Raw genomic sequence first — 21037 nt, 5'->3', positions numbered from 1 at the left:
AGCAGGCGCTAAACCTCTGTCACTTCTAACACTGGAACACCACTGTGGAAGCGGAAGGTATCATCAGGGGTGTTGATGAGCAGAGCTTCTCGGGCGCCAATGGAACGGATGCGCTCGCTGATATCTTCACCTGCGATTTGCTCGGCCAGTTTAAGGTAATCTTGATAATGGCGGGCTTCGGAGCGTAGCAGGGAAATATAGAATTTCTTCAATTCATCATCGAGGAAAGGGGCTAGCTTGGCGAATCGTTCGCATGAGCGTGCTTCGATATAGGCACCGATGATCAGCTTGTCAATTAAGGTACTTGGCTCATGGGTACGAACAATCTTCATCAGCCCTTTAGCATAACGTCCCGCATGAAGGTTAGAGTAAGGGATCCCTCGGTTCTCCATTATCTCTAGTACTTGCTCGAAGTGATGGAATTCTTCTTTGATCAGGCGGACCATCTTGTCGATCAGCTCTTCGCCGTGGGCAAAACCGGCCTTGGGCTTCAACTCGGCGGCAAGGCCGTTTTTCTTGCCGTGGAAACTACGGGCATCCCGTTCGATACCATAGACGAACTCTTCATAAGGCTTTGCCCATGCAAGCAACGCCTTGCCGCTTTCTGCGTCAACGGCATATTTGCGGATCAGAAACATGGCGGTTTGGCTGGCTTTCAGCTCGCAGTTACAATGGTCAACCAGCAGCGGAGTAAGGTTTTCTGGTTTTTTGGCTTCGGTGATCCAGGTGTCAGGCGTATCGCATTGCAGGAACTGTTTGATCGGCTCAAGCAAGGTATCGATCATGTGCTGGGTTGTATTCATGGGCTAGGTTTGTTGAGTCTTGTTGTTGATTTTCGTCCAGTATACCAATGCTCGTGGAGAAAATGGTAATGGCAGAAAAAACAAAGGCCACCGTATGGTGGCCTTGAAAGAATATACAGAGCTGAGAAGCGCTTACCATTTCCGCTTAGGCTGGAACAGTACATCAATTTCGTCTTGATCTTTTTCTAGCATCTGTTGGCGCTTCTGCTCATGGGTCATGTTCTGGCTGCTATCAATGTCTTTAAGCATTTTCTGCAGTTTCTCACGGGCCTGATTCGCATAATCGTCATTGTTGCTGGCTAAGACATCAATCCCTTTTTTCAGTAATTGCTTTGCCGTACCCAATTGCTTTTTGACGCGGGCTTCATTGGCTCGCTTGATCACGTTCTCAATGTTGATTCTTAACTGGATACCTTCAAGGCGGGCATTCTCGGTTACAAAGGCCTGGGTTGGCATACGTCCTTTGCTATGCTCGCTTTTGACAACGTTCTTCAGGCGCTTGACAAGTTGCAGCATGCCGAGTGCTTGCTTGTCAGTGCTTGGGACCTTGAAGCTCGCTACATCAGCTTGCGAATAATTGGCTTGGAGTTGGTTGATCTGCTCGGCAACATTGCTAATACGTTGTGGCAGTGACTTATCTGTCGGATCCGTTTCCTTCATCGTTTCCAAAGAGAACAGTACTCGTTTATTGAGGCAAACCAGTAGTTCTTTGCTGTAGGGAAGATGATGGGCGTTACTGATCAACTCTTCGGTTGCATCAATAATCGCGATAAATTTGGCTAATTCCTGTTGCTTTGCGCTTTCCAGTTTATGTCGATACTGAATAATGATGTTGTAACCAACAATCAAGATCAGCAACAGGCTTACCAGGCCAATAATTAGAGGCATGCTCATGGGGTAGAGGACCATCCGTGCTTACGTGAAGCCCTATAAGATACACCATATCGATAATAGGTCATAGCCGTGAGATCGCTTTCTATCATATCCTTACCGTGTCGGTGCATGAAAATGCTGTCAATGAGAGGCCTAATTGGCATTTTATAGAAAATGTCGCTTAACTGTCGGAAATTAGACACCTAATACTGGGAAACTGGGTCTATAAGTTATATAACATTATGTTATAAAGCCCAGTAGGAAACAGCGCAGGGGACCCCCTGAGGCAGGGCAAAGATGATAAAGGACTATCACTAGGCGGAACCATGAAACTACAACAATTAAGGTATATCGTCGAGGTCGTCAATCACAACCTGAATGTCTCGGCAACGGCAGAGAGTTTATATACCTCTCAACCCGGGATCAGTAAGCAAGTCAGGTTGCTTGAAGATGAACTTGGGGTGCAGATTTTCGAACGGAGTGGTAAGCACTTGACTCAGGTTACACCGGCAGGTGAGTCAATTGTTAAGATTGCTCGGGACATCTTATCACGGGCAGAAAGTATCAAGTCGGTGGCGGGTGAGCATACCCATCCTGAAATGGGAACACTGAACATTGCGACGACCCATACCCAAGCAAGATATGCGCTTCCTCCTGTGATCCAGGGGTTTACCGCCCGCTATCCTAAAGTGACATTGCATATGCACCAAGGGACGCCTAACCAGCTTGCTGATGCAGTGTCCAAGGGGACGACTGACTTTGCCATTGCTACTGAAGCATTGCATCTCTATCAAGATATGATCATGCTGCCTTGTTACCATTGGAACCGTTCGATAGTGGTCAAAGCTGATCATCCCTTGGCGCAGAAAGCAGAGATCACCATCCATGACTTGGCGGCTTACCCATTGGTCACCTATGTGTTTGGTTTTACGGGCCGCTCGGAGCTCGACAGCGCTTTTAATCGCTCAGGTCTAACTCCAAGAATCGTGTTTACGGCAACTGATGCTGATGTGATCAAAACCTATGTACGTTTGGGAATAGGGGTCGGGGTGATCGCCAGTATGGCGATGGATCCGGCCACTGACAGTGATTTGGTTGCGATTGACGCCAGCCATATTTTTGAAGCCAGCACCACGAAGATCGGTTTCAAGAAGGGAACGTTCCTGCGCAGTTATATGTATGACTTCATCAAGCGATTTGCCCCTCACCTTACTCGGGAGGTGGTTGATCAGGCGGTAACGCTCAAAACCAATGCGGAAATCGAAGCGATGTTTGCAAATATGCCACTTCCGATAAAATAGCCCTTATCAGGCTGCCATTTGGCGGCCTGCTCTCTCTTTGCGTGAATCTTTCCTATCGTAAATAGCCTCCTTTTGCCCATTTGCCTTATTTCCGTTTACAATACTTGGGATTTTTCTGATTAACCCAAGAGTACCCCATGCACGCCCCGCGCTTTTCCCAACTCGATAGCTTACTGACAGATACCCGTGAGTGGTGGCAGTTTATGCCATTCTCCACTTCACAGGCAGAATGGGAGCAACGCCACCCAGAGCTGACACACTGGCTGCTTGGATTGGATGAGCAGCAAGTGGCCATCTTTCGGGAAAGCCCCGATCAGTTAGCCGCTGCACTAACTCAGTGGATCCCTCAGTCCGCAGAGATGCAGGCATTGGCAGCACTCGGCGCTTTGCCACAGGTAGAACGTGTTACGCCTCGTGGTTTGGACACTGGTATTCCTGGTCGTAAATGGCAGCAGTTGCAGGCTTTTAATGGGGTGTTACCGGCGCTATCGTTGCCATGGCTAGAATGGTGTGCTGGAAAAGGCTTCCTCGGCCGGGTGCTTGCGGCTACCCACAAGACATCGGTAACTAGCTTGGAGTGGCAACAGGCGCTGTGTGAAAGTGGTGAAGTTGCTGCTCGCAAGTTGGCTTTGCCGATGACATTTGTCCATGGTGATGCGTTTTCGCCAGACAGTGGCAAATTTATTCTCTCGCAGCAGCATGCGGTTGCTTTACATGCCTGCGGTGACCTTCATGTCTCGCTGTTGCAGCGTGTCGTTGAGCAAAAGGGGCAAGCTGTCAGCGTATCACCGTGCTGTTATCACCTGATCAGGGATAGTGTCTATCAGCCGATGTCTATGTTAGCGAAACAAAGTGTGTTGAGGCTTAGTAAGCATGATCTTCGCTTGCCTTTACAGGAGACAGTGACGGCTGGTAACCGGGTTCGAAATCTGCGTTTTGTGGAGGTGAGCTTTCGCCTTGGTTTTGACCGTTTACAACGCAGTGTGACCGGAGAGGATGTGTACCTGCCGGTGCCTAATGTCCAGAAGGCACTGTTCAATGATGGCTTTGAGGCCTTCTGCCGTTGGGCGGCCGAACAGAAGGGGCTGGTATTACCTGATAATATCGATTTTTCCCACTGGCAATATGCTGGTGAACAACGGTTTGACTGGGTGGAGCGGTTGGAGCTGCTGCGTCTGCTATTCCGTCGGCCATTAGAAATGTGGCTGGTTTATGACCGGGCCTGTTTTATGGAAGAGGCCGGTTATGAGGTTACGGTTGGTACATTTTGTGATAAACCGATCACCCCGCGAAATATTATGATTCATGCGCAGTTAAAGAGTTAAGTCGAATTCAGCACCGAAGTTTATTGAGGTGTGTATTTTGTGTTTAAGTTCTAATACAAAGAAAACAAAGGCCAGTCATTTGCAGTGACTGGCCTTTGTTGTTTTCTAACGAGAGTTATCCCTGAGAGAGCGGCTAGACGACTTCGGGGTTTACTTCCGGGATATCATTGAGCAGGGAGAAGTTTCGCTCCTCGTGCTCGTGGGCCGGTAGTGGTCGGCCGAGATAATACCCTTGGCAGAAATCGAAACCACATTGCTGTAAATAGCGTAGTTGCGTCTCGGTTTCAACGCCTTCGGCCACGACTTTCAGCGCCAGTTTTTCACAGATAGCCTGGGTGGCTTCGATAATTGCCTGGCTCCCTTTGTGCTCACCCTGAACAAAGCTTTGATCAAGCTTGACGGTACTGATAGGTAAGTCCTGTAGCTGTGACAAGGATGAGTAACCGGTACCAAAATCATCCAGATAAAGTTCGAGGCCTAGTGAGGCGAGATCATCAAGGCACTGTTTTGCTTCATCGTATTCTTGCAGCATCGTAGACTCGGTAAGCTCAAGTGCAAGCTGCGAGGGTGGGATCTGATATTGGTTCAGAAGTCCCTCGATGGTTGGTGCCAAGCTTGACTGTAATTGGGCGCGCGACAGGTTGACACTCATGATGAACGACTTGCCGTACTTTTTCTCCCATAGGGCAAGCTGCTTGCAGGCCGTTTTTAGGATCCACTTACCAAGCGGTACGATCTGGCCGGTTTCTTCAGCCAGCGGAATAAATTCGCCTGGAGAAACTTGTCCCAACTCTTCATCATGCCAACGGATCAGCGCCTCAAAGCCTTTGAGAGACTTCGAGTTCATGTCAACTATCGGTTGGTAGTAAAGCTCGAATGCTTCGGCTTCTAAGGCTAGGGTCAGGTGATGGCGCAGCGTCATTTTGCGATACAGTGCATCGGCCATATCTGGCGAGAAGTGATGACTGCGGTTGCGGCCCCGTAACTTGGCGCGGTGCATGGCCATATCGGCTTGGGTCACTAGGGTTTCGATATCTTTTGCATCTGTTGGGTAATCTGATGTACCGATACTGCAACCAATTGACAGTTCCCCCACCTCTTTTAGGTGGAAGGGGCGGTTTAGGGCCTTGATAAGCTGTTTGGCAAACAAAGCTGAATTGTCGATGTTTCGGTGTTCGACTTGGACAATAAATTCATCGCCACCAAAGCGTGCCAAAAGCCCTTTGAACTTTACTTCTTCTTGTAGACGAATAGCGATAGCCCGCAGCAACTTATCACCAATTGCATGGCCATAGGTGTCATTGACCAGTTTGAAGCCGTCGATATCGAGGAACAGTAAACTATAAGGGTGCTGGCTGTGTTGGTTTTCGATAATGGCATTGGTGATGCCGCGTCGGTTTAGCAACCCGGTGAGGAAGTCATGCTCGGCATTGTATTTGGCTTTATGGAGCTGCTCTTTTTCCTGGCTGATGTTGATGAGGCTGAGTAACAGCTGATGTTTATCTGACAGCCACTTACCGTCGATGTTGAGCCAGTTGTGGCTTTTTCCGGTCCAGCACAGACGTTTGGATTTCAATACTCCTTCAGTTCTGGCCGTGGATAGCCATTTTTCAGCTAATTGGGCATCACCGAGAAAGCTGGCGAGGTCGTGTAAATCTTCCCCAAAAGAGTGAGTAAAAGAGTTGTTGGCGCTGATCAGGTGACCGTTTTCTTCAAACAGTAACGCGAGGTTTGAGCTGCCAGAAAAAGCTAACTCACGACGCAGACTGGCTTCTTCTGCAATGACTTCAACCAACATGACGGTTGAGCCGTCAGGGCCGGGCATTCCTGAAAAATAGCATAACGCTTTTTTGATCATATCGTTGGGGGAGAAGTACCACCAAGTTTTGATTTTTTCGCCTTGATGGAAACGACTGAGATAGCCGTCAAGGATGGCATCGACGGCCTCTGACATATCCAGGCTGAGATCGCGAGCGGTAAGCTCACTGGTCGTTTCCGCTTCCCACAAAGAGAGTGAGGCGGCGTTGGCCCAAAGAATACGTTTTTGGTGAATATCGAAAATCCAAACAGGGGTCTGCAGGAACTCAAAGAGAGAAAAATTTTGGTTCATCACCAAGGCTTTGTTATTTATTGTGATATTTATCAGATGCTATATCAAAAACGGCGTTTTAAATACGCATACGGGATAAAATCGTGAGCTTTATTCACGAAAACTGAAATAAAACATGTAATATATTGAAACTTAGCAAAAAAGGCGATAGAGGTCGCGCTTTTTTGCTATTATTTCTGGTTTTATTGCAGAGCCAGTTTGACTTCTAGGCCAACGAATACCGGATCATAGGCGGCACCCGCGTCGAGCGCGAAGTTAGCTGCTTCGGTATTACCGAACCATGGCGTATAAGTAAAGCTAACATCGGCATCGCCCTGCCACCAGTCTGTTATCCAGTAGTGGATATGCCCAACAGGGTTGAGAAAGAACAGGCTGACATCACCCATTGTTTGCGATCCCATCACCTTGCCACGGTTGGCCGTGATCTCCATCTCGGTTTGAAACATCCATTCACCGACAGCTGCACCAAACAGTGGTGTAACGATAATATCTTGAATCGAAGGAACTTCGGCGAAGGCTTCTACGCCATACTCCCAGAAGAAAGTCGACATCGTTGCAGAGTACAAAAACGACTCCCATTCATTGAATCCCGAATGGCGGGCTGCGGTGTAGTAAACACCACCGAAGTATGGGTGCATTATATAGTTAAGGTAGTGATCGTCCTTGTCCCAAACCGGGCCTTCCTTAACATTGTCCCACCACTTTTTACCCAGGCCTTTTAGGTTTGTATCTTCTGGATCCCAGTTGGTAACACTTTCTGGTAGCAATGTCATGAGACCAACCGTTGCCACACTTAACCCCAAAATGGTGTATGACTGCTCAAGTAGATAGTCCCAGTCTTTCTCGGGAGCGACTGACAGGTGCTTGGGTAGTGGGTTGGTGGTTGTCTCACTGGTAGCAGGTTGCAGCGAAAGACCTTGATCCATGGCTGTGTACTGTAACTCGCTGGTATCTACCAGTGATTGGCTAGGCTGGGAAGCGTAGCTGTTTAGAAACGTTTGTTGTTGGTATGAACCAACATCGGCATTCTCATTCCATGCGAATGCAGGGGCGCTGGTGGCAATCCCCAGAACAAGTGGTGATAGAAGTGAAGTGCGCAAGATACGCTCCGCAATAGATCAAGGTGGATAGGATAAAAAAGTGCGGGAAGTATCACTGAAATAATTAAAAAATCCTAGTAGTGATTCATTATTATTACGCAAATTTGTGCAAAAAAAATGTAAAAAATAGCAATTCATATTAATGAACCTTTGTATTAACAACATTGTTCAAATTGATTGCTAGGTGGAGTGAGAAGCGGCAAGCAATTTATTGAATATAAATTACTTGCCGTTGAATGGTTAATTAGCCCACTGCCGGGATCAGGCCTGCCATTTGCAGGAATTGAGCGGTGATGATCAGCACACCGGCTCCGGTTGCGGCGGTCATCGCTAACTTGCCGCCAGCGACTTGATACCCAGCACCTTGTGCGCCAGCCTTTAGGTGAGCTGTACTTTGGGAACCATGGCTATCTTCAAACTGTTTGCGCTGTGCACTGACCATAGCGACAGGCAGGAAAATGGCGAGGATCACGAGAGCGATGGCAGCAAAACCCAATGCCATGATGAAGCCTTGCGGGTAGAACAAAGCAAAAGCCAGAGGTGGAACAAATGTTATTGCTGCAGTCTGTAGTCGACCATACTTCTTATCATGCTGTTTGAAGCTGTCGGCAACAAAGTCAAACAGGCCGAGGCTGACACCCAAGAATGAGGTTGCTAATGCCAAGTCTGCAAAAATAGAAACGGACTGGCTAACCATCGGGTTATGTAGCAATTCACTCAGCGAGCCAATAAATGAGCCAAGGCTGTTGCTTGCCATCAAATCGTGCTGACTCAGTACGCCCTGGCTTGTCATCTGCCAGAAAATGTAGAGCACGAGTGGTAGCGAAGAGCCGATGATCATGACTTTTTTCAGTGCTTTAATATCCAAACCGATGTAGCGAACGATAGACGGAATACTGCCGTGGAAGCCAAAAGAAGTGAAGATTACAGGCAAGGCTGAAATGATCAGTCCTTTTTCTACCGGCATGTTGACCAGGAAGCCGCCTTCGACATTGGGTGCCAGCAAGCCAAGCATGACGACCAAGGCAATGGCTTTTAGCGTAAACAGAACTCGGTTAACCATGTCTACTGAGTGGGTACCAATGGCGACCACGCAGGCAATGCCGACAGTAAACAGTACTGCACTGGCTTGTGCTGAGACGTTCAACCCCACCCAGTTGGTCAGCTTGTCGTTGAGCTGATCGCCCCCGCCAGCAATGTATGCTGCACAAAGCGAGTACATCAGAAAACAAACTGCAAAGTTTGCTAAGTACTGACCTTTTTTACCCAGCAGATCGCGGGCCAATGAGTTGAGTGTCGCTTGGTGATCGGCATATTGGTGGACTTCAAGCATTAAGAGTGCGGTGTAGGTCATCAATGACCAGATCGCAATCATAATTAAAGTTGCGGTGGTAAAGCCAAGCCCGGCAGAGGCCAGTGGAAGGGCAAGCATGCCAGCGCCAATGGTTGTACCGGCGATGATCAGCATACTGCCGAAAGTCTTGTTCATAGACATGGGGTCAATTGCTCCGAGTATTCAATGTGTTGGTGCTCGGGAGGTGGTGTTTGCACCTGTGGTTACTCCCTTTCTTTTATTAAAGAGGGCCACAATGGCAATGAAGTGTCAGTAATTATTTACACTTTATATAGCCACTGCGGCTATCGATAGAAAGTGCCGGTTTGGTGATTATTCATGGTTTGATCCATTTTTTATAGTGATAAATGGTGGTTTTTACGTGTTTGCTAACGCTTGCTTCTGGTTGTGAACAATATAGGGATTGCATTTGACTGTCAACTTTTGTGTTTTTTGGTGTAAACTTATGTTTACGATGATTCCTGATTGATATGTCATAGAGTGATATCTGGTTGATGATGATTGATTAAGTAAAAAATAACGTGCTGAAATAGATAGAGATATGCTTGAATGTTCAAATAGAGACTTGGTATAGAAAAAGGGTGTCGCAGGTCGGCATAATGGGGAAAAGATATGCTGAAAGTAGCAATGATAAGTACGGGTGAAGAAGTGCTTCACGGAGACATCACCGACACCAATGCAGCGTGGATGTCGTCACTGTTCTTTCAGCGGGGTTTTCCTCTGTCGCGGCGGACGACTGTCGGTGATCAGCTCGATATGTTAGCCAAAGAAATAGAGCACTGTAGCCTGACTGCCGATGTGGTGATCGTTAACGGTGGCCTTGGGCCGACAACCGATGATCTGACTGCGCAGGCTGCTGCCGTAGCCGCCGACGTCGGGTTGGAATTGGTTGATGAGTGGGTCGTGGCAATGGAAGAAAAATATGCTCGGCTCGGTCGTGTGATGCCCGAAACCAATCTTAAACAAGCGATGTTGCCGGAAGGTGCAGAAATACTGGATAACCCGGTAGGGACAGCTTGTGGTTTTGCGATGCAGATAAATAGAGCTTGGGTTTTCTTTACACCGGGTGTGCCGAGTGAATTCAAGAAGATGACCCATGAGCAAATATTGCCACGCTTGGAAAGTAGTTATGCCAATGACAGTGCTCAAGAATGTATCCGCCTTTATACGTTTGGTCTATCGGAGTCGGGGATAGGTCAGTCACTGCAATCCATTTGTCTGCCGGACGGCTTCGAGCTCGGCTATCGCTCAGAAATCCCGTTTATCGAAGTTAAAGTCTTTTGTCCGCAGGGGCATCAGCAAATACCTGTTTTGGTCGAAGCAATTGCCAGTCAACTTGGCGACAACCTGGTCGGACACAATCAACCGTTGCTGGAGTCGGTTGGCAAGCTTATTTCGGATAAAGGTTATTCATTGGCAATTGCCGAACATTTTACCGGCGGCTTTCTAACTAGTTGGTTATATGATGATGACTACCTAGCTGGATGTGTTACTCAGTCTTGGGTGCTCGGGAGAGATGTTGTTCCAGAAGGAGAAGCCAAAGCGCCTGTGGACGCATCATTGTCGATGGCTCAGGTGGCGCGGGATAAAAACCGAGCGGATATTGGGCTGGCGATAGGAATGGAACAAGACGGGTATGTGGTTGTGGCTATGGTGACACCCGAAGGGGAATGGGCGCAGCAAGTGGCGACTAAACGTCGCTATGGCTCACGTGATTATCGCTATGTATTGGCAACGCTGGGCCTGGATATGCTTCGCCGTTGGCTTGAAGGAAAACCTGTGTTCGGTCATTCAGAGTCGCTTCAGCGCGCTGCCTATATCGACAACAAATTCTAGTTGTTGCTGATCACTATTCTAGACGGCCTAGCTAAGGCAGCCCTTAGCTAGGGCTGCCTCTTTTTTTAGGGTGCTTCCTTGTGCGAGCGCTTTACCTATTGAGCAGTAGCCTTAACATGCATATTGGCGACATATTGATCTTCGGCCCAGTAAATCCGATTGGCAACCATCGCCTCGGGGTTTAGCTCGACGCCTTCCAATACCCGTTTTTTGAAAGCATGGTAGCCTGAACGGTCGATCAGGTGGCCCATGTGTAGATAGATAGGGTTACCGTGAAGCATCTCTTGTTCGAACTCAAATAGATTATCGAGAACTTGATGGAGTACATCTTCGGTCACCCAGTTCAGGAAGAGCTTACCCACCCTTGGGGTTTTCTTCGATGTTCTTCCGCCTAGCTTGACCATGTAAAGCTGTTTTGGGTTACGTTGCCAGGCAAGGGTTGGGCAAGCGAGGACGCACTCGCCGCAACCGATGCATTTACTCTCTTCTTTGACTGCTTTACCATTCTCAAGGCTCAGGCAGTCAACCGCGTGGTGTTCGCAGGCTCTTACACAGGCGCCGCAGCCAATACAACGCTCACTTTGAAAGTCGATCTTGGCGACCCCCATCACCCCGAAGTCAGACATGTTGGCTTTGGCACAGTCATTCGGGCATCCGACTAAGACGATTTTCAAATGGTATGGCTGAGGGTAAACGTGACGCTCAAGGCGTCTTGCGAGCTCCGTGGTGTCCGTGTTGGCTTTTTGGCAGATCTGGCTACCTTGGCAAGCCACGATATTACGTCCGCCAATACTCTGGTAACCCGCCTGGGTGTCTTCTACATCAATACCACATAAATCTACCGTGATGTCCTTGATAAAGGGCTCTAGGGCTTTGTTGACTTGTGGGATGTCTTCATACTTTATCCCCGGCATTGCCAATTTCTGGCGGGTTGTTAGGTGGATGGTGCCGTTACCGAATTTCTCCGCAATGTGCTGGGCGGTTGAAAGTAGGTAGGCTGGCATAATTCCGCCGGGGATCCGGACGCTAATCATGCATTCGCCACGTACCTTGGACAGGCGATATTCACCGTTGGCACGTGCTTTAATGATGTCGATATCAAGACTCATGGTCACTCCTCAGTCAATCATATGTTGGGCTTGGTCAAAACGAAATACGGGGCCGTCGAGGCACACGTATTTGTCACCGATCCGGCAGTGACCACACTTACCAACCGCACAGGCCATGCGGCGTTCATAGTCGACCCAGATTTGCTCTTTGCTGAGCCCGCGCTCCAGTAATGCCAGCACCACGAACTTGATCATGATCGGAGGACCAACAACAATCGCCTGAATAGCCTCAGGGCGCGAGAAATCGAGCTGATCGATGTAGTCGGTGACCCGTCCCACACAGAACTCTTCGTCTGGCTCGCCTTCATCTAGAGTGACAATCAGATTTTGCTGCTGTCGCCATAGGTTGAGATCTTGCTGGAAGAGAACGGCATCTCTGTTTTTGAAGCCTAAAATCATATCCAGCTGTTTGATCGCTTTTGGATGACGGCAAAAGTGCGAAAGTAGACCTTTGACCGGAGCAACGCCGGTTCCTCCTGCAATCACGACGACTTGCTTTTGGTCATATTCCGACATCGGGTAGCCATTACCGTGGACGCCGCGCATCCATACTTTATCGCCGGGATGAAGAGCAAAAAGCTGGTCGGTGACCTTGCCAACTTTCCTGATCAATAGGTCGACATAATCTTCGCCGTAGTCGGATACAGATATTGGTGCTTCGCCGGCGAGCGGCAACGAGACTTCAACAAACTGGCCGAAGTGGGCATCGAAGTCTTTGGCAACGCGGAAAGTCCACTCAAGCTGGGTGTGCTTTTCTATAGCTAGTATTTCATAAGCCTTAGGTAGCAGTTTGTTTTCAGCCGTTTCGTGTTGTTTGCTTTGACATTGGCAGTGATGGTTCGATGATTGTTCAGTCATGTTGCGGCTCCAGCGCTGCAGAGTTAATGGCGCTTTCTACAACGTTACTCATTCGGTTGATGATGTTTGAAAATGAAATGTAGTGCGGGCAGCGGTCGTCACAGCGGCCACATCCGACACACATATGATCTGTGCCCTGACGTGCTTTGTAGTCATTGACTTTGTGCAGAGCACGGTAGCGTAGCCGTTCACCGGTTTTATCTCGAAAACTATGGCCACCGGCCATGTCGGTGAAGTTGCCAGTCATACAACTTGCGTGCTGGCGGCGTCGTTCACCGATACGGGCTTCAGTGTTGTAGCTGATATCGAACACACTGTAGCAGGTACAGGTTGGACAAGATGTCGTACATCGGCCACAGCCAATGCAGCGTTTGTCATACTCTTGCCATAGCTGGTTTTCCGTTAGGGTTTTCCTGATCAGGTCCGGGTTATCGCATACCTGATCTGGGGTACGAACCTTGACAGGATTGCTGGTGACAAAGCTCGGCTCGAAGTTGCTGTTTGTGCCAAGTAGGTCAAAGTAAGCTTTCAGGTTGGGATCGGTGATATCTATCGCAACCCCCTTGTCATCAAACCGAACTGCTGCGGCATAGTTGTCTGTTTTGTTGGTACCCATTGAGACACAGAAGCAGTTTTCGAAACTGCTTTGGCATTCAAGCAAGACCAGTTTCACTTTCTTGCGCAAGCGATCGTAATACCAGTCTCGGTTGCTGCCATTCTTCAGATACATGTGATCGAGCCGTTCGATGGCGTGGATGTCGCACGTACGGGCGAACAGCAAGATAGGTTTGATGTTATCGCTCGGTTGAATGATTTCGTCGCCGTGGAAATGGAACAGGGTCTGGGTGATCGGTAGCACCGTTTCTTTCGGAGAAAAGTGAGACTTCTCCTGCCAGACAATATCTGATGCGTTTTCAATATCCTGGTAAATCAAGTTGTCGGTATGGGCAAACCGACCACCGTGGTGCTCATAGGCTGGGGCAAGTACCCGGTACTCCGAGCGCAGGTGTGTCAGCGCCTCATCGAGTTCATCTAGGGTAAGGTATTTAGCCATCACATAGCTCCTTCAAGTGAATGTTCAAATAGGTGTTCATTTTGCTGGTGGTTGGAGTGCCATTTAATTTGATTGGCTAAATCGACGGTCTCACCGATGACGATTAACGAAGGTGCAGACGGTTTGTGTTTGAGGAGGCAATTTTCGAGCTCAATAAGCGTGGTGCTTAACTGATGATGCTGTGGTTGAGTACCGTGGCTGATAATGGCGATTGGGGTTTTTTCTGCCATTCCATGCAGCATGAGGCTGGAAGCAATCCATGCTGCACAGTGCAGTCCCATATAAAATACCAGGGTATGGTTAAGGTTAACCAAGCTTTCCCAGTTGATCTGGTACTGCTCGTTGTTACCACGGGCTGTGACCACGGTAAAGCCACGGGAAATACCTCTGTGGGTGAGAGGTATACCGCTATAGGAGCAGCAGCCCAAAGCAGCCGTAAGGCCCGGTATCACTTCAAACGGGATCTGCTGCTGTTCAAGGGCGATGGCCTCTTCGCTGCCTCGGCCAAAGACAAAAGGGTCTCCCCCTTTGAGGCGGCAAATCCGTAGTCCCCGTTGGGCCATTGTCACCAGCATGGTGTTAATCCCTTCCTGTGTTGCCGAAGGGTTGTTGTAGCTTTTGCCAACTTCAATGATATGGGTCCCGGGTTTGGCATTTTGGATGATCGCCTTGGTGACGAGATGATCATGCAAAATGACATCGGCTGATTGGATAGCCTTCAGAGCTTTGAGGGTCAAGAGTTCTGGATCGCCAGGACCTGCACCGACCAAGGAAACAAAACCTTGTTTATCTGCATGTATAGGTTTTCTAACATGTGATGGCCGAATTGGCTGTGGGGTATGGATAGTTTTGCGGTTAAGTAATTGCATACACATAATTTCCGAAGCGATGGGAAACAGCCAAGCTGTGCTATCTGCTTGAACTTTATCTGCTCGGAATAGTTGCCCAAAAAATGAGTCAAATCTATTTTGACTTGATGAACCGCTCGTTCAGCAAAAGTGAAAGCTAGTGCATAGATCAGGGTGATATGTCGGTGGTGTTAGATAATTGCTTGATAGTCAAGTGGTTATGTATGCATTAGTCGCCGTGGTGTAGAAGTAATGTCTATCATCAGCTAGGCACTGACACGCTTGAAAAGTAAGTTTGCTGTTTCGACGTAGTTGGTTAGCGCCTAAACCGGTGATTGATTTTTGAACTGATGATAAAGCGAGAACGCTTACTGAAGGATTGAAGAGGAGGCGGAATAAGCCCCCGACAAGTGGCAAAATGGCTGTGATTGGTGTTTTAGCGATAGCGTGGAAAGGTAGAAAGCACGCCGCATATTACTGGTGCCAAATGACGGCTTTAAAGATTTGCTTGCTGATCTTGTTGTTGGAGTTGATATTCGAACTCGACATCAACATTGCTCTTGGGGATAGAGCAACACGCCAAGACTTCGTTTGGGGCAATAAATGCCATTGAATCGTGTTGGTCGACCGCGCCGGATTTTAGCTTACAGCGGCAAGCACCGCACATACCGTTGCGGCATTGGTACTCGGGTTGAAAGCCTGCATTTTCCAGTTGGTCGAGCAAAGGTTCACGGCTATTGCCGTGAACCTCTATACCATTGACGCGAATGGCGACTCGACTCATAGTTCGAAGTCACCCAGATCATCGACACTGACATCGTTATCGATCTGGCCTACTAGGTAGGAGCTGATCTCCGCTTCCTGAGGTGCGACCTGAACGTTGTCAGATGACAACCAAGAGTTGATCCATGGGATTGGGTTCTGAGTCGCGCCTGGGTAAGCATGCTCAAGGCCCACAGCTGCCATGCGTAAGTTGGTAATGTACTCAACGTATTGGCATAGGATATCTTTATTCAGGCCGATCATCGAACCGTCCTTGAACAGGTACTCTGCCCATTCTTTTTCCTGCTCGGCGGCATCACGGAAAATCGCAAAGCATTCTTCTTTGCATTCTTCAGCAATTTCAGCCATTTCAGGATCGTCCTGGCCAGTGCGCAGCAGGTTCAGGATATGCTGGGTACCGGTTAGGTGCAATGCTTCATCACGGGCGATCAGTTTGATGATTTTGGCGTTGCCTTCCATCAGCTCACGCTCGGCAAAGGCAAATGAACAAGCGAAGCTGACGTAGAAACGGATCGCTTCCAGTGCGTTCACCGACATCATGCACAGGTATAGCTTTTTCTTTATGTCACGCAAGTTCACCGTAACGGTGCTACCGTTGATTGTGTGAGTACCTTCACCTAGACGGTGGTAATCGTTAGTCGCTGCGATCAGATCATCGTAGTACTTTGAGATGTCACCGGCACGTTTGATTATTTGTTCATTTCCGACGATATCATCAAACACAACCGCTGGGTCATTAGTGATATTACGGATAATGTGGGTGTACGAACGTGAATGGATCGTTTCTGAGAACGACCACGTTTCAATCCAAGTTTCCAGCTCAGGGATCGATACGATCGGCAGCAGGGCAACATTCGGGCTGCGGCCTTGGATTGAATCAAGCAGTGTCTGGTATTTCAGGTTGCTGATGAAAATGTGGCGCTCGTGATCTGGCAGGTTGTTGTAATCAATACGGTCGCCAGACACATCCACTTCTTCTGGACGCCAGAAGAAAGAAAGCTGTTTTTCAATCAGCTTTTCGAAAATCTCAAATTTTTGTTGGTCATAACGCGCAACGTTGACAGGCTGGCCAAAGAACATTGGCTCTTTTAGTTGGTCGTTATTTGTTTGACAGAAAGTGCTATATGCCATCATATCCTCAACATCGATGGGAGCCGAAGCTCCCACCGTTTCAAATCATTAAATCTTGCAGCTTGTGCAGTCGTCTGCGCCTACATCACCCTGGCTATCTGAAGCGCCGTCTCGGGTGTTGTGGTAGTACAAGGTTTTCACACCGAGTTTATACGCTGTAAGCAGGTCTTTTAGCAACAGTTTCATAGGCACTTTTCCGCCTTGCTGTCGGCTCGGATCGTAATTGGTGTTTGCTGAAATCGCCTGATCGATGAATTTCTGCATAATACCCACTAGTTGTAGGTAACCGTCGTTGCTACCGATGTTCCAAAGCAGCTCGTAGTTGTCTTTGTACTTGCTGTACTCCGGTACAACCTGCTTCAAAATACCGTCTTTCGATGCTTTAACTGAAACAAAGCCACGTGGCGGCTCAATACCGTTAGTCGCGTTTGAAATCTGCGACGAGGTTTCTGATGGCATCAGAGCAGACAAGGTAGAGTTGCGTAAGCCGTGAGTCTTGATTTCTTCACGCAGTGCTTCCCAGTCATAACGCAACTCGGCGCTACACACTTTATCGATATCTTTCTTGTAGGTATCGATAGGGAGAATGCCCTGCGCGTAAGTCGTCTCGTTGAATAGCGGGCAAGCACCTTGCTCTTTCGCCAAGCCAACAGAGGCTTTCAGCAAGTAGTACTGAATGGCTTCGAATGCTTCGTGGGTCAGGTTATTTGCACTGCCGTCAGAGTAGCGTACGCCATGCTTCGCGAGGTAGTAAGCGAAGTTAATTACACCTACACCTAGGGTACGACGGTTCATGGTTGAACGGTAAGCCGCTGGCAACGGGTAGTCTTGGTAATCCAGAAGCGCATCTAGGGCACGTACCGTCAGGTCAGCCAACTCTTCCAAATCGTCCAGAGTATCAATAGCGCCAAGGTTGAACGCCGATAGTGTACACAGGGCGATCTCACCGTTTTCATCTTCCACGTTGTTCAGTGGTTTGGTTGGCAGTGCAATTTCCAGACATAGGTTAGACTGGCGGATTGGCGCTACACTTGGGTCGAACGGGCTGTGGGTATTACAGTGGTCGACGTTTTGAATGTAGATACGGCCAGTTGATGCACGTTCTTGCATCAGTAGCGAGAATAGCTCGATGGCTTTAATCGTCTTACGTTTGATGCTGCTGTCCTGCTCGTATTTCACGTACAGGCGCTCGAATTCTACTTGATCGGCAAAGAATGCGTCGTACAGCCCAGGAACATCAGACGGTGAGAACAAGCTAATGTTCTCGCCTTTGATCAGGCGGGTGTACATCAATTTGTTGATCTGCACGCCGTAGTCCATGTGGCGAACACGGTTTTCTTCAACACCGCGGTTGTTCTTAAGTACAAGCAGTGACTCTACTTCACCATGCCACATTGGGTAGAACAAGGTGGCAGCACCACCACGAACACCACCTTGTGAACAACACTTAACGGCTGTTTGGAAGTATTTGTAGAATGGGATACAGCCAGTGTGGAAAGCTTCACCGCCACGGATTTCAGAACCTAGCGCACGGATACGACCTGCGTTGATACCGATACCGGCACGCTGCGACACGTAGCGAACAATCGCACTTGCTGTTGCATTGATTGAGTCTAGGCTGTCATCACACTCGATCAGTACACATGAGCTGAACTGGCGAGTTGGTGTACGCACACCCGACATAATTGGTGTCGGCAGTGAAATCTTGAATTGAGACACAGCATCGTAGAAGCGCTTAATATAGCTCATACGGGTTTCGCGCGGGTATTTGCCGAACAGGCAAGCGGCGATCATCATGTATAGGAACTGGGCGCTTTCGAAGATTTCACCGCTCACACGGTTCTGCACCAGATACTTACCTTCCAACTGCTTGACGGCAGCGTAAGAGAAATTCATATCACGCCAGTGATCGATGTAGTCTTCCATCAGATCAAATTCTTCACGGCTGTAGTCTTCAAGCAAATGCTTGTCGTACTTACCTTTATTGACAAGGTTTGTTACATGGTCAAACAGCTTTGGTGGCTCGAATTGGCCATAGGCTTTCTTACGTAGGTGGAAGATAGCCAGACGAGCAGCCAGATATTGGTAATCTGGTGTTTCTTCAGAGATCAGATCAGCTGCAGCTTTAATGATGGTCTCGTGAATGTCTTCAGTCTTGATCCCTTCATAGAACTGAATATGAGATTTGAGTTCGACCTGTGAAACCGAGACATTCTCTAGGCCTTCGGCGGCCCAAGTGATGACTCGGTGGATTTTATCGAGGTCGATACTTTCTGTGCGTCCATCACGCTTGGTAACAGTGAGCTGTTGATTCATTTTTGGTAGTTTTCCCAGATTTCCATCAATAGCAGTGTTTTTTGTAACTTTCAGCAATAATGTTAGCAAAGATTGTGATCTTTGTTGGATTTATGATTGCCTATTAAAACACTATATATGGGGGTGTTGAGCTTATGGTGTTACAAGATAGTGGTGAGAGGGGGGTAATGCAAGGCGGTAATTTTTAACCGGCTGTGGATAACATGGGGATTCATAAAATTAAGTTAGTGCCCACTAACTGATTTGCGCAGGTATGACAATATCATAGAAAAAATCAAAGTTTTTTGTAGTAAAAAAATGTGCCTGCAAAAAAAAATATCTTGATTTTTTACAGGCATTATACGTGCTGACAAACTTCATATTTTTTGGTTATTTCTTGGTTAGTTAGTGGCACGTTGCAAGCGGTTCTAGCTGTCGATGACGGCTAAAATTTCGCTTGGGTGAGTCAGTACACCGAGCGCGTGCCACTCTGAGGGCGTGTGCTCATCGCCAATATATCCCCAACCGGCGACATAGCCTGCCATGTTGGCTGCTTTGGCGGCGATCATGTCTTTTTCAATATCACCGATATAAATACAGTCACGGTGATCCATGCCCATTTGCTTGCTGGCATGGAGTAACGGCTCGGGGTGGGGTTTGGCGACAGAAAGGGTATCGCCACACACAACTGTTTTAGCGCGGAGCAATTCGGGAAAGAAGGGGAGCAGCATGTCGGTCAGGAAGCCGGGCTTGTTGGTCATGATCCCCCAATCGACCCCTTTTTCATCCAGTTGCTCAAGCAGGGCAACCACACCGTGGTAGAGCGATGTGTTGACACAAATGTTGTCTTGGTAATAGCGCAAAAAATCCTCTCTTAGCGCCATAATGTCAAGGTGCGCGGGTATGCGACCAAAGCCGGCGGTCAGCAATCCTTTAGCACCCATGCTGGTATTGGCCTGGATTTGTTTTTGGGTCAGCGGTGGTTGGTTATGATCGGCGAGCACTCGGTTAGCCGCTTCCGCCATGTCTGGAGCGGTATCTAGCAGTGTGCCATCCAAATCGAATAATATCGCTTTTTTATTCATCGCCATATACTGGTCCTTGTATCGAAGAAGGGGTCATTACTGGGCATATCAATGAGTATATACGTGGTAATAGAGGAAAAAGCGATCAGTACGATCTATTGCAATAATTCTCTGCTGATCGTAAATCGGTGATAGTTGAATGAAGGGGGGGGGAATGAAACCAGAGTGCGGGAATTCGCAGTCGCTAGGGTGGAGCCACCCTAGCGAAAAGGGGCTACAACATAGTTGTATGAACAATGTAGTTCACATCGACATTGTTGCCCAGCCAGTAACGGTCGGTCAGAGGGTTGTAGTGCAAGCCGGTTATATGACGGTCTTGCAGCGGTGTGGCGTCAATCATGTCTAATAATTCTGACGGGCGGATAAATTTCTCGTGGTCATGGGTTCCTTTGGGAACCAATTTCAGTAGCTGTTCGGCGCCGACAATGGCGAACAGGTAGGATTTGAAGTTACGGTTGAGTGTTGAGAAAAACACGTGGCCACCTGGCTTGACCATTTTGGCGCAAGAGGCGATGACCGATGCCGGATCAGGCACGTGCTCCAGCATTTCCATGCAGGTCACTACATCGTAGGTCTGTGGAAAAAGCTCGGCATGCTCTTCTGCCGTTCGCTGGACATACTCAAGTTTGGTGCCTGTTTCTAATGCGTGTAAGCGGGCAACGGTCAACGGCTCCTTACCCATATCTAGCCCCGTTACTTCAGCACCTTCGACGGCCATACTTTCCGCCAAAATACCACCGCCGCACCCGACGTCGAGTACCTTTTTGCCAAAGAGTCCTTCGGCACGATCAATCACGTAGTTGAGGCGTAGAGGGTTGATTTGGTGCAAAGGCTTGAATTCACCTTCCAAATCCCACCAACGGGACGCCATTTGTTCGAATTTGCTGATTTCTGCTGGGTCTACATTCAACTGCTTGGTCATGAATCTTTGCCATATTCCTTTTTGATAGCGGCATTATATACCCAAGCTTATTGAAGGTGCAGGTGTTAGAGAAAAATTATTGGCATGTAAAGATAATTAAGAGTGGGGGAATGGCTGTCGCTCTGAAAAGGAAAGAAGAGCGACAGAATTAGCCATATGCAGTAACAAAAGACGCGAACAGCTTCGAAAAAGGAGAAGTAAAATGTGTTTCGCTGCCCTTATAAACAATTCAGGCTCAAAAGCTGTGATG

The 21037-nt window shown here is 48.3% G+C and carries 17 protein-coding genes; 3 read left to right on the top strand and 14 right to left on the bottom strand.

Annotated elements, in window-relative coordinates:
* Positions 1-8: 8 nt before the first annotated feature.
* Together miaE and ACVA58_RS06945 are read right to left on the bottom strand one after the other, a co-directional pair.
* Positions 9-803 (bottom strand): tRNA isopentenyl-2-thiomethyl-A-37 hydroxylase MiaE, encoded by a 795-nt coding sequence (miaE, locus tag ACVA58_RS06950; RefSeq protein WP_446509708.1) that lies wholly within the window; start codon positions 801-803, stop codon positions 9-11.
* A 132-nt stretch (positions 804-935) separates the two neighbouring features.
* A complete protein-coding gene (locus ACVA58_RS06945) occupies positions 936-1697 on the bottom strand; it encodes a DNA repair protein (protein ID WP_446509707.1) in 762 nt (253 codons plus the stop codon).
* Positions 1698-2002: 305 nt separating this feature from the next.
* Here ACVA58_RS06945 and cysB point away from each other — a divergent pair, with 305 nt between their 5' ends.
* Positions 2003-2977, top strand: coding sequence for an HTH-type transcriptional regulator CysB (gene cysB / locus ACVA58_RS06940; RefSeq protein WP_446509706.1), 975 nt, complete (start codon positions 2003-2005; stop codon positions 2975-2977).
* A gap of 137 nt (positions 2978-3114) precedes the next feature.
* Positions 3115-4302, top strand: coding sequence for a methyltransferase (locus ACVA58_RS06935; RefSeq protein WP_446509705.1), 1188 nt, complete (start codon positions 3115-3117; stop codon positions 4300-4302).
* Between the two features lie 133 nt (positions 4303-4435).
* Here ACVA58_RS06935 and ACVA58_RS06930 read toward each other — a convergent pair whose 3' ends face one another.
* The 3 genes from ACVA58_RS06930 to ACVA58_RS06920 all read right to left on the bottom strand — a co-directional run bounded on the left by ACVA58_RS06930 (position 4436) and on the right by ACVA58_RS06920 (position 9007).
* Positions 4436-6412: a putative bifunctional diguanylate cyclase/phosphodiesterase gene (locus ACVA58_RS06930; RefSeq protein WP_446509704.1), complete on the bottom strand. Its 1977-nt coding sequence runs from the start codon at positions 6410-6412 to the stop codon at positions 4436-4438.
* 182 nt (positions 6413-6594) lie between these two features.
* Positions 6595-7512, bottom strand: coding sequence for a DUF3943 domain-containing protein (locus ACVA58_RS06925; protein WP_446509703.1), 918 nt, complete (start codon positions 7510-7512; stop codon positions 6595-6597).
* Positions 7513-7756: 244 nt separating this feature from the next.
* Positions 7757-9007 carry an aromatic amino acid transporter gene (locus tag ACVA58_RS06920; protein WP_446509702.1) on the bottom strand — a complete coding sequence of 417 codons (1251 nt, stop codon included), beginning with the start codon at positions 9005-9007 and terminating at the stop codon, positions 7757-7759.
* 471 nt (positions 9008-9478) lie between these two features.
* Here ACVA58_RS06920 and ACVA58_RS06915 point away from each other — a divergent pair, with 471 nt between their 5' ends.
* Entirely contained in the window at positions 9479-10702 is a 1224-nt protein-coding gene (locus tag ACVA58_RS06915) for a CinA family nicotinamide mononucleotide deamidase-related protein (protein ID WP_446509701.1), read from the top strand.
* Positions 10703-10797: 95 nt separating this feature from the next.
* On the opposite strand, the gene asrC is transcribed toward ACVA58_RS06915, so the two are convergent.
* From asrC to ubiG, 9 genes are all read right to left on the bottom strand, one after another.
* Positions 10798-11811 (bottom strand): sulfite reductase subunit C, encoded by a 1014-nt coding sequence (asrC, locus tag ACVA58_RS06910; protein ID WP_446509700.1) that lies wholly within the window; start codon positions 11809-11811, stop codon positions 10798-10800.
* Positions 11812-11820: 9 nt separating this feature from the next.
* Complete coding sequence (gene asrB / locus ACVA58_RS06905) at positions 11821-12669, bottom strand: anaerobic sulfite reductase subunit AsrB (protein ID WP_446509699.1); 849 nt, start codon at positions 12667-12669, stop codon at positions 11821-11823.
* Complete coding sequence (gene asrA / locus ACVA58_RS06900; protein ID WP_446509698.1) at positions 12662-13723, bottom strand: anaerobic sulfite reductase subunit AsrA; 1062 nt, start codon at positions 13721-13723, stop codon at positions 12662-12664. The genes asrB and asrA overlap by 8 nt, the downstream gene beginning before the upstream one ends.
* The gene (gene cobA / locus ACVA58_RS06895; RefSeq protein ID WP_446509697.1) at positions 13723-14592 is read right to left on the bottom strand and encodes a uroporphyrinogen-III C-methyltransferase; all 870 of its coding nucleotides are present in this window, start codon (positions 14590-14592) and stop codon (positions 13723-13725) included. Before cobA ends, asrA begins: the two co-directional genes overlap by 1 nt.
* A gap of 475 nt (positions 14593-15067) precedes the next feature.
* Entirely contained in the window at positions 15068-15355 is a 288-nt protein-coding gene (gene yfaE / locus ACVA58_RS06890; RefSeq protein ID WP_446509696.1) for a class I ribonucleotide reductase maintenance protein YfaE, read from the bottom strand.
* Positions 15352-16485, bottom strand: coding sequence for a class Ia ribonucleoside-diphosphate reductase subunit beta (gene nrdB / locus ACVA58_RS06885; RefSeq protein WP_446509806.1), 1134 nt, complete (start codon positions 16483-16485; stop codon positions 15352-15354). The genes yfaE and nrdB overlap by 4 nt, the downstream gene beginning before the upstream one ends.
* Before the next feature lie 48 nt (positions 16486-16533).
* Entirely contained in the window at positions 16534-18801 is a 2268-nt protein-coding gene (gene nrdA / locus ACVA58_RS06880) for a class 1a ribonucleoside-diphosphate reductase subunit alpha (protein WP_446509695.1), read from the bottom strand.
* A gap of 407 nt (positions 18802-19208) precedes the next feature.
* On the bottom strand, positions 19209-19871 hold the full coding sequence (locus ACVA58_RS06875; protein WP_446509694.1) for an HAD family hydrolase: 663 nt from the start codon (positions 19869-19871) through the stop codon (positions 19209-19211).
* A 208-nt stretch (positions 19872-20079) separates the two neighbouring features.
* On the bottom strand, positions 20080-20787 hold the full coding sequence (ubiG, locus tag ACVA58_RS06870; RefSeq protein ID WP_446509693.1) for a bifunctional 2-polyprenyl-6-hydroxyphenol methylase/3-demethylubiquinol 3-O-methyltransferase UbiG: 708 nt from the start codon (positions 20785-20787) through the stop codon (positions 20080-20082).
* Positions 20788-21037: the final 250 nt, after the last annotated feature.

The sequence above is a fragment of the Photobacterium sp. DNB22_13_2 genome (genome assembly GCF_052873915.1).
Note: the sequence above shows the minus strand (reverse complement) of the source record. Positions and strands in the feature narration are given on the sequence as shown.

What these genes read in the sequence shown, in the direction of transcription:
- miaE (WP_446509708.1), bottom strand. Translation starts at nt 803, where the DNA reads ATGAATACAACCCAGCACATGATCGATACCTTGCTTGAGCCGATCAAA.
- ACVA58_RS06945 (WP_446509707.1), bottom strand. Translation starts at nt 1,697, where the DNA reads ATGAGCATGCCTCTAATTATTGGCCTGGTAAGCCTGTTGCTGATCTTG.
- cysB (WP_446509706.1), top strand. Translation starts at nt 2,003, where the DNA reads ATGAAACTACAACAATTAAGGTATATCGTCGAGGTCGTCAATCACAAC.
- ACVA58_RS06935 (WP_446509705.1), top strand. Translation starts at nt 3,115, where the DNA reads ATGCACGCCCCGCGCTTTTCCCAACTCGATAGCTTACTGACAGATACC.
- ACVA58_RS06930 (WP_446509704.1), bottom strand. Translation starts at nt 6,412, where the DNA reads ATGAACCAAAATTTTTCTCTCTTTGAGTTCCTGCAGACCCCTGTTTGG.
- ACVA58_RS06920 (WP_446509702.1), bottom strand. Translation starts at nt 9,007, where the DNA reads ATGTCTATGAACAAGACTTTCGGCAGTATGCTGATCATCGCCGGTACA.
- ACVA58_RS06915 (WP_446509701.1), top strand. Translation starts at nt 9,479, where the DNA reads ATGCTGAAAGTAGCAATGATAAGTACGGGTGAAGAAGTGCTTCACGGA.
- asrC (WP_446509700.1), bottom strand. Translation starts at nt 11,811, where the DNA reads ATGAGTCTTGATATCGACATCATTAAAGCACGTGCCAACGGTGAATAT.
- asrB (WP_446509699.1), bottom strand. Translation starts at nt 12,669, where the DNA reads ATGACTGAACAATCATCGAACCATCACTGCCAATGTCAAAGCAAACAA.
- asrA (WP_446509698.1), bottom strand. Translation starts at nt 13,723, where the DNA reads ATGGCTAAATACCTTACCCTAGATGAACTCGATGAGGCGCTGACACAC.
- cobA (WP_446509697.1), bottom strand. Translation starts at nt 14,592, where the DNA reads ATGCAATTACTTAACCGCAAAACTATCCATACCCCACAGCCAATTCGG.
- yfaE (WP_446509696.1), bottom strand. Translation starts at nt 15,355, where the DNA reads ATGAGTCGAGTCGCCATTCGCGTCAATGGTATAGAGGTTCACGGCAAT.
- nrdB (WP_446509806.1), bottom strand. Translation starts at nt 16,485, where the DNA reads ATGGCATATAGCACTTTCTGTCAAACAAATAACGACCAACTAAAAGAG.
- nrdA (WP_446509695.1), bottom strand. Translation starts at nt 18,801, where the DNA reads ATGAATCAACAGCTCACTGTTACCAAGCGTGATGGACGCACAGAAAGT.
- ACVA58_RS06875 (WP_446509694.1), bottom strand. Translation starts at nt 19,871, where the DNA reads ATGGCGATGAATAAAAAAGCGATATTATTCGATTTGGATGGCACACTG.
- ubiG (WP_446509693.1), bottom strand. Translation starts at nt 20,787, where the DNA reads ATGACCAAGCAGTTGAATGTAGACCCAGCAGAAATCAGCAAATTCGAA.